Source organism: Martelella mediterranea (assembly GCF_021021415.1).
Classification (GTDB): Bacteria; Pseudomonadota; Alphaproteobacteria; order Rhizobiales; family Rhizobiaceae; genus Martelella; species Martelella mediterranea_C.
Map to the genome: position 1 here is coordinate 233,791 of NZ_JAINWJ010000007.1, position 10,945 is coordinate 244,735.

At 60.1% G+C, this 10,945-nt stretch carries 9 protein-coding genes and 1 tRNA gene; 6 read left to right on the forward strand and 4 right to left on the reverse strand.

Features of this window, described 5'->3' with window-relative positions; genetic code table 11:
* Window positions 1–242 precede the first annotated feature (242 nt).
* From dnaK to recF, 3 genes are all read left to right on the forward strand, one after another.
* The gene (gene dnaK / locus K7H91_RS05605) at window positions 243–2,171 is read left to right on the forward strand and encodes a molecular chaperone DnaK (protein WP_230719220.1); all 1,929 of its coding nucleotides are present in this window, start codon (window positions 243–245) and stop codon (window positions 2,169–2,171) included.
* Window positions 2,172–2,252: 81 nt separating this feature from the next.
* Window positions 2,253–3,398 (forward strand): molecular chaperone DnaJ, encoded by a 1,146-nt coding sequence (gene dnaJ / locus K7H91_RS05610; protein WP_230719221.1) that lies wholly within the window; start codon window positions 2,253–2,255, stop codon window positions 3,396–3,398.
* A gap of 495 nt (window positions 3,399–3,893) precedes the next feature.
* Window positions 3,894–5,027, forward strand: coding sequence for a DNA replication/repair protein RecF (recF, locus tag K7H91_RS05615; protein WP_230719222.1), 1,134 nt, complete (start codon window positions 3,894–3,896; stop codon window positions 5,025–5,027).
* On the opposite strand, the gene K7H91_RS05620 is transcribed toward recF, so the two are convergent.
* Window positions 5,021–5,224 carry a SlyX family protein gene (locus tag K7H91_RS05620; protein ID WP_018064972.1) on the reverse strand — a complete coding sequence of 68 codons (204 nt, stop codon included), beginning with the start codon at window positions 5,222–5,224 and terminating at the stop codon, window positions 5,021–5,023. The genes recF and K7H91_RS05620 overlap by 7 nt on opposite strands.
* Window positions 5,225–5,290: 66 nt before the next feature.
* Between K7H91_RS05620 and K7H91_RS05625 the strand changes: the two genes are divergently transcribed.
* The gene (locus tag K7H91_RS05625) at window positions 5,291–6,058 is read left to right on the forward strand and encodes a molybdopterin-synthase adenylyltransferase MoeB (RefSeq protein ID WP_230719223.1); all 768 of its coding nucleotides are present in this window, start codon (window positions 5,291–5,293) and stop codon (window positions 6,056–6,058) included.
* 9 nt (window positions 6,059–6,067) lie between these two features.
* Here K7H91_RS05625 and K7H91_RS05630 read toward each other — a convergent pair whose 3' ends face one another.
* Window positions 6,068–6,961, reverse strand: a complete 894-nt coding sequence (locus K7H91_RS05630) for an MBL fold metallo-hydrolase (protein ID WP_230719224.1) — start codon at window positions 6,959–6,961, stop codon at window positions 6,068–6,070.
* 137 nt (window positions 6,962–7,098) lie between these two features.
* A complete protein-coding gene (locus K7H91_RS05635) occupies window positions 7,099–8,874 on the reverse strand; it encodes a sugar phosphorylase (RefSeq protein WP_230719225.1) in 1,776 nt (591 codons plus the stop codon).
* Window positions 8,875–9,323: 449 nt separating this feature from the next.
* Between K7H91_RS05635 and K7H91_RS05640 the strand changes: the two genes are divergently transcribed.
* Complete coding sequence (locus tag K7H91_RS05640) at window positions 9,324–9,656, forward strand: ArsR/SmtB family transcription factor (RefSeq protein WP_230719226.1); 333 nt, start codon at window positions 9,324–9,326, stop codon at window positions 9,654–9,656.
* Window positions 9,657–9,801: 145 nt separating this feature from the next.
* Window positions 9,802–9,877, forward strand: a tRNA-Phe gene (locus tag K7H91_RS05645).
* A 55-nt stretch (window positions 9,878–9,932) separates the two neighbouring features.
* Here the strand turns inward: K7H91_RS05645 and K7H91_RS05650 are convergent.
* The coding region (locus K7H91_RS05650) for a tyrosine-type recombinase/integrase (RefSeq protein WP_230719227.1) at window positions 9,933–10,945 on the reverse strand (1,013 nt) is incomplete at its 5' end.

The following is a 10,945-nucleotide window of genomic DNA, read 5'->3' on the forward strand; positions in this document are numbered from 1 at the left end:
CACGGAATCGATATTTCCGGTCCGTGCGCACCGGCTGGGCGATCTGCGATCACGTGTAAAATTTGGTCATAAATGGCGTTTTAAGCCGCCCACAGCGCCTTGCAGAGCGTTTTGGCGCTTATTATATACCGATCACAACGGCGTTATCGCCGCCCTGGAAATCAAATCAAGACCATGCTCAAGGGGCCGTCAAGGAATGCCTGAAGGGTTCGGATGGCCTGCTTAAAAGGAGAGAAAGTAAAATGGCTAAAGTAATTGGTATCGACCTGGGAACCACCAACTCCTGCATCGCCATCATGGATGGCAAGGATGCGAAGGTGATTGAAAACGCCGAAGGCGCGCGCACGACGCCGTCGATGGTGGCCTTTTCCGAAGATGGCGAGCGCCTTGTCGGCCAGCCCGCCAAGCGTCAGGCCGTCACCAACCCCACCAACACGCTGTTTGCGGTGAAGCGCCTGATCGGCCGCCGTTACGAAGACCCGACCGTGACCAAGGACAAGGGCCTCGTTCCCTTTGAAATCGTCAAGGGCGACAATGGCGATGCGTGGGTGAAAGCCAATGGCAAGTCCTATTCTCCCTCGCAGGTCTCGGCCATGGTCCTTCAGAAGATGAAGGAAACCGCTGAAGCCTATCTCGGCGAAAAGGTCGAGCAGGCCGTCATCACCGTTCCGGCCTACTTCAACGACGCCCAGCGTCAGGCCACCAAGGACGCCGGCAAGATCGCCGGCCTTGAAGTGCTGCGCATCATCAACGAGCCGACGGCTGCCGCGCTCGCCTATGGCCTCGACAAGAACGAAGGCAAAACCATCGCCGTCTACGACCTTGGCGGCGGCACCTTCGACGTGTCGATCCTGGAAATCGGCGATGGCGTCTTCGAAGTGAAGTCGACCAATGGCGATACCTTCCTCGGCGGTGAAGACTTCGACATGCGTCTCGTCGAATACCTCGCCGACGAGTTCAAGAAGGAAAATGGCATCGACCTGCGCTCCGACAAGCTTGCCCTGCAGCGCCTGAAGGAAGCTGCCGAAAAGGCCAAGATCGAGCTGTCGTCCTCGTCGCAGACCGAAATCAACCTGCCGTTCATCACGGCCGATGCAACCGGTCCGAAGCACCTGACGCTGAAGCTGACCCGCGCCAAGTTCGAAAGCCTTGTCGACGATCTCGTCAAGCGCACGGTCGGCCCCTGCAAGGCCGCGCTGAAGGATGCCGGCGTTTCGGCGAGCGAAATCGACGAAGTCGTTCTCGTCGGCGGCATGAGCCGCATGCCGAAGGTGCAGGAAACCGTCAAGCAGCTGTTCGGCAAGGACCCGCACAAGGGCGTTAACCCGGATGAAGTCGTGGCGCTCGGCGCTGCCATCCAGGGCGGCGTTCTGCAGGGCGACGTCAAGGACGTTCTGCTGCTCGACGTCACCCCGCTGTCGCTCGGCATCGAAACGCTTGGTGGCGTCTTCACCCGTCTGATCGACCGCAACACCACGATCCCGACGAAGAAGAGCCAGACCTTCTCGACGGCCGAGGACAACCAGTCCGCCGTGACCATCCGCGTTGCCCAGGGCGAGCGCGAAATGGCCGCCGACAACAAGATGCTCGGCCAGTTCGACCTCGTCGGCATTCCGCCGGCCCCGCGCGGCGTGCCGCAGATCGAAGTCACCTTCGACATCGACGCCAACGGCATCGTCAACGTCTCGGCCAAGGACAAGGGCACCGGCAAGGAGCACCAGATCCGCATCCAGGCATCGGGTGGTCTGTCCGACAGCGACATCGAACAGATGGTCAAGGACGCCGAAAGCCATGCCGAGGAAGACAAGAAGCGTCGCGCTTCCGTCGAGGCCAAGAACCAGGCAGAAAGCCTGATTCACTCCACCGAGCAGTCGCTCAAGGAGCATGGCGACAAGGTTTCCGAGGATGACCGCAATGCCATCCAGACCGCGATCGACGAACTGAAGACCGCCGTGGCCGCCGAAGAGCCGAATGCCGACGACATTCAGGCCAAGACCCAGACGCTGATGGAAGTCTCCATGAAGCTCGGTCAGGCGATCTACGAGGCCCAGCAGTCCGACGAGGAAGCCCAGGCTTCCGCCGATGCGGCGCGCGATGCCAAGTCTGACGATGTGGTCGACGCCGAATTCGAAGACGTCAGCGACGATGACGACAAGAAGAAATCGGCCTGATCCTTCGATCGGATAAGACCTAAATGATTCCGGCCGTCCCAGGACGGCCGGTCACTCTTTTTCAAGAGGTATTGCATCTCCATGGCAAAAGCGGATTTTTACGAGACACTCGGCGTCGGTCGCTCCGCCGACGAAAAGGAGCTGAAGAGCGCCTTCCGCAAGCTTGCGATGAAGTATCACCCCGACCGCAATCCGGACAACGCTGACGCCGAGAAGAAGTTCAAGGAAGTCAACGAAGCCTATGAGACCCTGAAGGACCCGCAGAAGCGGGCCGCCTATGACCGCTTCGGCCATGCCGCCTTCGAAAACGGCGGACCGGGCGCCGGCGGTTTCGGCGGCGGCGCGCAGGGCTTTGGCGGCGCCGGCGGTTTCTCGGACATCTTCGAGGATATTTTTGGCGAAATGATGGGCGGGGCCCGTGGTCGCCGCCAGCCGAACGGCCGCGAACGCGGCGCCGATCTGCGCTACAATATGGAAATCAGCCTCGATGAGGCCTTCCACGGCAAGACGGCCCAGATCCGTGTGCCGAGTTCGGTCGTCTGCGATGAATGCTCCGGCTCGGGCGCGAAACCCGGTTCGACGCCGACCACCTGCGGCACCTGTCACGGCGCCGGGCGTGTGCGCGCCGCTCAGGGTTTCTTCTCGGTCGAGCGCACCTGCCCGACCTGCCACGGGCGCGGCGAGATCATCTCCGACCCCTGCCCCAAATGCCGGGGCGAGGGCCGCAAGGTCGAGGAGCGTTCGCTTTCGGTGAACATTCCGGCCGGCATCGAGGATGGCACCCGCATCCGCCTTCAGGGCGAGGGCGAGGCCGGGCTTCGCGGCGGACCGTCGGGCGATCTCTACATCTTCCTGTCGGTCAAGCCACATCCGTTCTTCCAGCGCGACGGCGCGGACCTGCACTGCTCCGTGCCGATCTCGATGACGCAGGCAGCACTCGGCGGCAAGTTCGAGGTGACCACGCTCGATGGCACAAAATCGCGCGTCGCGGTCCCCGAAGGCACCCAGGCCGGCAAGCAGTTCCGCCTGAAGGGCAAGGGCATGCCGGTGCTGCGCTCCTCGCATCGCGGCGATCTCTACATCCAGGTCCGTGTCGAAACCCCGCAGAAGCTCACCAAGCGCCAGCGCGAACTGCTGCAGGAATTCGATGAACTGTCCTCGAAGGAGAACAACCCGGAATCGAACGGGTTCTTCTCGAAGATGAAGGACTTTTTCGGAACCGAGTGAGCGGCTCGAAGCTTCAATCGCATTTCAAGGCGTCGGGTTTTCCCGGCGCCTGTTTGTTTGCGCAGCCTTTGCTTGCGCCATGCCGGGCTCATCCGGTGCTTGTTTTCATCGCCTCCCCATCTGTCACAGGGGTATCGCATACGGCCGAACCCGCAGAATCAAAAGGGGAACAGATTGGAATCTGTAGTGGGACAAATGCTCGAAGATTCCAGCTTGTTGACAAACGTCTCCCACATTCCGGGTCATCCTCGGGCTTGACCCGAGGATCCAGGCCGCCCGGCAAAGTCTCGTTATAGATCTTTACAAATTCAGCGGCTTGAACCGCCTGGATGCTCGGATCAAGTCCGAGCATGACTCGAAAAGGAAGGGCCGGTGTCGCGTACCGTATAAAACCCAGTGGAAGATCCTCTGGCAGTGGAACCCCATCGTCGGCCTTTCACCCCGCCCGCTTTTGCCGCATAAGAAGCAGACTGATTTGAACCGAACACCGGTGCCATGCTGCCCTCGATCTTCCTCACATCGCTGAAGCTCACGGATTTCCGCAATTATGAAAAGGCCGCGCTTGCCTTTGACGGGCGGCATGTGGTGCTGACGGGAGATAACGGCTCGGGCAAGACCAATCTGATGGAGGCGGTGTCGTTCCTCTCGCCCGGTCGGGGCCTCAGGCGCGCGGCCTATGGGCAGGTGACGCGCAAGGAGGCGGCGGCCGGGTTCACGGTATTTGCCGAGATGGAGGGGATGGAGGGTTCGGTCGCGATCGGCACGGGCACCGACGGCACGGAAGGGACCGGGCGCAAGGTGCGCATCAACGGCACCCCGGCTGCAACCGGCGACGAGCTTCTCGACCATGCCCGGGTGATCTGGCTGACGCCGGCGATGGACGGGCTTTTCACCGGCGCGGCCGCCGACCGCCGCCGCTTCGTCGACCGCATGGTGCTGTCGATCGACCCAACCCACGGCCGCCGGGTCGCCGATTTCGAGCGCGCCATGCGCTCGCGCAACCGGCTGCTTTCCGAACGGCGCATGGAGCCGGCCTGGCTTTCCGGGCTGGAGGAGCAGATGGCGGGCCTCGGCGTGGCGATGGCGCTGGCGCGGCGCGAACTGGTGACGCTGCTTGCCGCCCTGATCGAAGAGACGGCGGGCGGATCGCCCTTCCCTGCCCCCGAGATCGCGCTTTCCGGCTTCTTCGCCGATCATGCCGAAGCCCCGGCCATCGACCTCGAGGACCGTTACCGCGCGCTCCTGGAAGAAGAACGCTTCCGCGATGCCGGCGCGGGACGCACGCTCGACGGCCCGCACCGCAGCGATCTGGAGGTGCGCCACGCGGCAAAGGCGATGGAGGCGGCGCTGTGTTCAACCGGAGAGCAGAAAGCGCTTCTGATCGGCCTGGTGCTCGCCCATGCCAGGCTCACCCGCCGCATCAGCGGCCATCCGCCAATCATGCTGTTCGACGAAGTTGCAGCCCATCTCGATGCCGGAAGGCGCGCGGCCCTGTTCGAACGAATCGACGATATCGGCGGCCAGGCCTTCATGACCGGCACCGACCGGGCGCTGTTTACCGCGCTCGGCGAACGCGGCCAGTTCTTCAATGTGTCGGCAGGCAGCATCGCCGAGGAAAAGCCTCAATAGTGCGGCGGTTTGGTGATCGCCGGGCGTTCGCCAGCGGTTTCCTCCAGCGTCAGAAAGCGGTCGGTCAGGACCTCGAACTGCTTCTTCAGCCGGTCGATTTCCTTCCATTGGGCGGCAAGCTGTTCAGACAATTCGTCGATGGTTTTCGCCTGATAGGCGACGGTTTCTTCCAGTTTAAGAATACGGTCGTCACTCATGGTGTTTTCCATCACGTTTGCGGGTTCTTGGCTATCCGTTCCTGCCGTGCCTGATATAGTGAAACGATGAGTGACATTGAACCCTTTTCTGCCGAAGAAATAGAACGTTACGCCCGCCATATCGTGCTGCCGGAAATCGGCGGGCCGGGCCAGCAGGCGCTGAAGCGCGCCCGGGTGCTGGTGATCGGCGCGGGCGGGCTGGGCGCGCCTGTGCTTGCCTATCTGGCCGCCGCCGGCGTCGGCACGCTCGGCATCGCCGATGATGACGGCGTCAGCCTTTCCAACCTGCAGCGGCAGGTTATCCACGACACCGGCACGATCGGCCAGAGCAAGACCGAAAGCGCGGTCCGCGCGATCGCCCGCCTCAACCCGCATGTCATCTGCCGGCGCTATGACGAGCGGCTGGAGGACGGCAATATCGACGCTGTGCTGAAGGGCTTCGATCTTCTGATCGACGGCTCCGACAATTTCGACACACGCTACCGCGCGGCCGATGCGGCGGAGCGGGCGGAAATCCCGCTGGTGACCGGCGCCGTCGGCCGGTTCGACGGCTCGCTGACGGTGCTGAAACCCTATGAAACCGGCAAGGACGGGGCGCAAAACCCACACTACCGCGACCTCTACCCGAAAAAGCCCCCGGCGGGCCTCGTACCGTCCTGCGCCGAGGCCGGCGTGATCGGCCCCGTCACCGGCGTGATCGGCACGCTGATGGCGATGGAGGCGGTGAAGCTGATCACCGGCGCGGGCGAACCGCTGATCGGTCGACTGCTGCTCTATGACGGCCTAGGCGCGCGGTTCGAGACCATCTACTACGCGCGCAAGCAGCCGCGGTGAACGGCGATATCAAAGCGCGTTGATCGGCAGTTTCAGCATTGGCCGGCCATCCTGGTCCTTCGGGATTTCGCCGGCGCGTATATTGACCTGCAGCGAGGGCAGGATCAGCCGGGGCATGGACAGCGTGGCGTCGCGCGCCTCGCGCATCTTCACGAATTCGTCCTCGCTGATGCCGTCCCTGAGATGGATGTTGTGCGCGCGCTCCGAACCGACCGTGGTTTCCCAGGCGATATCGCGGCCATTCGGCCCGTAATCATGGCAGATGAACAGCCGCGTCTCCGGCGGCAATGCAAGAACGCGCTTGATGGAGCGGTAGAGCGTGCGGGCATCGCCGCCGGGGAAATCGGCGCGCGCCGAGCCACCATCGGGCATGAACAGCGTATCGCCGACGAAAGCGGCATCGCCGATCACATGGGTCATGCAGGCCGGGGTGTGGCCGGGCGTATGCATGACATGGGCGGTCATCGTGCCGATCTGGTAGCTGTCGCCATCGCCAAACAGTCGGTCGAACTGGGAGCCGTCGCGCTGGAACGCGGTGCCCTCGTTGAAAATCTTGCCGAACGTGTCCTGCACGATCGTGATGTTCTCGCCGATGCCGAGCTTGCCGCCGAGCTGCTCCTGGATATAGGGCGCGCCGGAAAGATGGTCGGCGTGAACATGGGTCTCGATGATCCATTCCAGCCGCCAGCCATGGCTGCGGATCACCTCGATCAGCCGGTCCGCGCTTTCAAAGCTGATCCGGCCGGCGGCCTGGTCGAAATCCATGACGCTGTCGATGACCACGCAGGCATCGGAGGCGGGATCCTTCACGATATAGGAGATCGTATTGGTCGCGGGGTCGAAAAAACCATGGACCTCGGGCTTCAGCGCCGGATCCGGCGTGAAAGGAAGTGTTGTGTTCATGACGTCACCCTGATGGAATGATTTTCCAAAAGAGATGCCATTTGTAGAAGCTGAATTCAAGACGCAGAATTGTCGCACACTGCCCTGTCACGGGACAGGCGTCGCAAAAAACCCAACTTTGTGCCTTGCCCGCCGCTCTATGCCCGATTCGAAATCCAGCGGCACTGATAGGGCGCAAAGGAGATCTTGTTGCCGCCGGCGGTGATCTGCTCGCCGGTAATCAGGTCCGTCCAGTTCTCGCCACCAATCAGATTGAGCGACATGGCCGGAATCTCCAGCGCCTCGTCGGTGACATTGTTGATCGCGAACACGCTCTGCGAGCGATCGACGCTCTGGCGCCAGAAGCCGAACAGCTTTTCACCGAGATGGAGCGTGAACTGCGTCGCGTTCGGGTGAAACGCCTGCTGCCGGGTGCGGATGCCGATCAGCCGACACATTTCGTTGAACACCCTGGCATGCTGCGTGGTCTCGTCGCCAAGGGCTTGCTGCAGCTTGTCGTAATTCCAGCGGTGGCGGTTGATGGCGCGGTTGTGGCCGGATTTCTCGACGCCCTCGGCATCATTGCTCGTCGCCAGCAGGGAATGGATATAGAAGGCCGGAATACCCTCCAGCGCCATCGCGATCGTCTGGCTGCAGAGGAAACGGGCGATATTGTGCTCGTCCTCGCCCTTCACCGTGCCCTTCAGCGCATCGAACAGCGACACATTCATCTCGTAGGGCCGCATTGAGCCATCGGAAAGCTGACGCATCGAGACGCGGCCGCCAAACTGCTGGATGGTCTCGACCATGCCGGTGATCGCCTCCTCCGACAGCAGGCTTTCGGCCGGGCGCAAGCCGATGCCGTCATGCGACGCGGTGAAGTTGAAATAGGCGCAGCCCATCTGCGCCGGCGGCATCGCCATCTGCCAGGCATTCAGAAACTGCGAAGTGCCGTTCAAAAGCGCGTGCACGATCAGCGGCGGCAGCGAGAAATTGTAGATCATGTGCGCTTCATTGCGATTGCCGAAATAGCTGAGGTTTTCGACATTCGGCACGTTGGTCTCGGTGATGAGAACGACGCTTTCCTCGCTGAAATCGGCAAGCACCCGCATCAGCCGGATGATCTCGTGGGTCTCGGGCAGGTGGATACAGGAGGTGCCGACCTCTTTCCACATGAAGGCGCAGGCATCCAGCCTTATGGTGCGCACGCCGCGATTGATGTGGAAGCGCATGATGCGGAGAAACTCCAGCAGCACGTCCGGATTGGAAAAGTCGAAGTCCACCTGATCGTGGCTGAATGTGCACCAGACATATTTGTCGCCATCGGCGGTCTCGACCTTGCGCAGCAGCGGATGGGCGCGCGGGCGCACCACATCGGAAAGGTCGTCCTCCGGCGAGGCGGTGAAGAAGAAATCCTTGTAGGGCTCGTGACCCATGCGGAATTCGTTGAACCAGGCGCTCTGGCTGGAACAGTGGTTCAGCACCAGATCCGACATCAGGCGGAATTCGCGGCTGATGCGCTCGATATCCTCCCAGCCGCCCAGCCCGCTGTCGACCACCCGGTAATCGGTGATCGCAAAGCCATCGTCCGAGGTATAGGGAAAATAGGGCAGAATATGCACGCCCTTGATGACGCCCTTGAGGTTCTCGGTCAGAAAATCCTGCAGCAGCGAAAGCGGCTTGTGTTCCCCGTCGATGATCGAATTGCCGTAGGTGATGACATAGGTGTTGTCCGCGCTCCACATATTGTTGCCGGCGGTGCGACCGCGTTTGCGCGGCACAACGCCGTCGCTCCAGAAGGCCTCGAGCACCTGCCGCGTCAGCGCGCGGGAATCATGATCGGGATAGATATTCTCAAGATGGAGCCTGATGCTTTCCCGCAACCGGCGGGTGATAACCATAGGCTTTGGCGGCGTCTCGGAAATTGTCGTCATTCTTACCTGCTTTCCCCTTGATGCCAAGGTTATCACGTCGCATCCGATTGGCAATTGTGAATTGCACCGCAATATGAACGTCCCCATTTGTTGCGCCGCAGCAGAAGCGATAGCCAGTGGTTTGGGAATGAGCAGCCCGATCTTGTCCGCATTCAGGTTGCATGCGCTGGCGCTGAAGAAATCGCCGGTGCGTTTTCATTCTGATGCCCTCATGAGACATTCAGCAGGCGGGAATCCCAAACGCCGCGCCTGATTTTCGGCACAATAAAAAATAGAGTTGACAGCGCTAACAATCGAACACAAAACAACATCCAATAGAAGCGCCAAAAAATCCGCTTCCAACTGGATTTTTACCAGTTATCCGCTAAATTAGAAGATCAGAAAGCAAAACAGATAAAGTAAAATCATTCTCTAAATTAGATTTTACTTAAAAAATATGGGTCAACATCATGAATCATAACGGCGTCGTCATTCGCCTCAACCGGTCGACGGAAGCAGACGCAAAGCTTCACGGCGCGGCCGAACTCCTGTCGGCACTCGCCTTCGACCATCGGCTTGCCATTGCAAGGGCACTTCAGTCCGGCTCCAGAACGCTGATTGAACTCAGCCACGCCACCGGCCTGGCGTTCAAGCCGCTGATCTCGACGATCGCGAAGCTGCTGCAGTCCGGCCTGATCGTCATGCGGCGGCAGAACAATGAAACGGTCTACGAACTCGGTAACCCGCGGCTGGGAGAGGTCGTGCGCCTGGCAGATCGCATCGTCGGGCGAAATCCGAACTGATAGGGTTGGCCAGTTCCGGCGCGCCGCTTCCGCCTGTTAAAATTCTTGGAAATTCCGCTTTTTGCCGCTGGACTTGAAAAAACAAGATGCTATAAACGCGCTCACTCAAGGGCGCCTGCCGCCCTGCTCTCGCCCCCGGGCGATGGCCCAGATAGCTCAGTTGGTAGAGCAGCGGATTGAAAATCCGCGTGTCCGTGGTTCGAATCCGCGTCTGGGCACCATTTCTCTATAAAATTTTATATTTTTCAGACGGTTAAACCTTGGTTTTGTCCCACCTTAATTGTCTTTGCGAAAAAGTGGGACACTTTTGTCCTTGCTGTGTTCTCCCGAAATGCGCTTGAGGGCGCTTTCGGCCCGCGTTTTCTGACTCGCTGCCCGGGCGTATCTTGTCACCTCTTTGGAGGTCGTATGGCCTGTAATGGCCATGATTTCGAATTCCGTGCAACCGAGTTCGGCCAAGCGTGCAGCCGCTGCCTTGCGAAGGCCGTGAACCGAACAGTTTTCGAGCCCAGCTTCGTCGACCCATTTGTGGAACCGGTTTCCGAAACCGTTCGAGGTAAAAGGCTGGCCAAAGCTCGTAACAAGAAATGTCAAGTCGCCGGTCGGGGATGCGTCAAGGATGTGCTGGAGCGCTGGAATAATCGGAAGCTCCATATGAACCGGCTTCCGCTTTCGATTTTTGTGCTGCGTGAAGACAAGCCACCCATCTCTAACATGCTGTTGGCCGAGCGCGACCAGGTCAGCGCGTCTCTGCCCTGTGTAAAGAGCAAGCGCGAGCGCAAGCCTCGCAGTCGTGCCGACCGGGTGCTGTTTCTCGAATCTCTCGATTTCAGCGAGCGTCCAGCTATGAAAACCTTCGGCACCGCCGGATAGATATTCAATTTTCTCGGCTGGGTTGGCATCATGCAGGTCATATCGAACAGCATATTTATGTAGCTGCCGAAGCGCCTTCACCATGCCGTTCGCTGCTTCGGGACGATCAACCATTTCATCCCGGCGTTTACGGATATGACGTGGCATCATCATCTTGAAGGGCTTGTCGCCATCGCCGTTGTTCTGGCAGAAGCGTTCAAGAATGCCTCGGCGAACTCGCTGTGTTCGCGGATCCAGTTCCTGAAACATAGCTGATTTGTAGTATTGAACACAAAGCCACCGAAGGCTTTGGGGTTTGATCTGGTTTGCGCCCAGAACTGTGTTGAGTGTCGTTGCAGGCGCAGCGACGACTGCCTTGTTGTAATCTTCAAGGAAAGAGGTGGCTCGGGAAATCTGCACAGCTAGGATAAGTGGAG

What these genes read in the sequence shown, in the direction of transcription:
- dnaK (WP_230719220.1), top strand. Translation starts at nt 243, where the DNA reads ATGGCTAAAGTAATTGGTATCGACCTGGGAACCACCAACTCCTGCATC.
- dnaJ (WP_230719221.1), top strand. Translation starts at nt 2,253, where the DNA reads ATGGCAAAAGCGGATTTTTACGAGACACTCGGCGTCGGTCGCTCCGCC.
- recF (WP_230719222.1), top strand. Translation starts at nt 3,894, where the DNA reads ATGCTGCCCTCGATCTTCCTCACATCGCTGAAGCTCACGGATTTCCGC.
- K7H91_RS05620 (WP_018064972.1), bottom strand. Translation starts at nt 5,224, where the DNA reads ATGAGTGACGACCGTATTCTTAAACTGGAAGAAACCGTCGCCTATCAG.
- K7H91_RS05625 (WP_230719223.1), top strand. Translation starts at nt 5,291, where the DNA reads ATGAGTGACATTGAACCCTTTTCTGCCGAAGAAATAGAACGTTACGCC.
- K7H91_RS05630 (WP_230719224.1), bottom strand. Translation starts at nt 6,961, where the DNA reads ATGAACACAACACTTCCTTTCACGCCGGATCCGGCGCTGAAGCCCGAG.
- K7H91_RS05635 (WP_230719225.1), bottom strand. Translation starts at nt 8,874, where the DNA reads ATGACGACAATTTCCGAGACGCCGCCAAAGCCTATGGTTATCACCCGC.
- K7H91_RS05640 (WP_230719226.1), top strand. Translation starts at nt 9,324, where the DNA reads ATGAATCATAACGGCGTCGTCATTCGCCTCAACCGGTCGACGGAAGCA.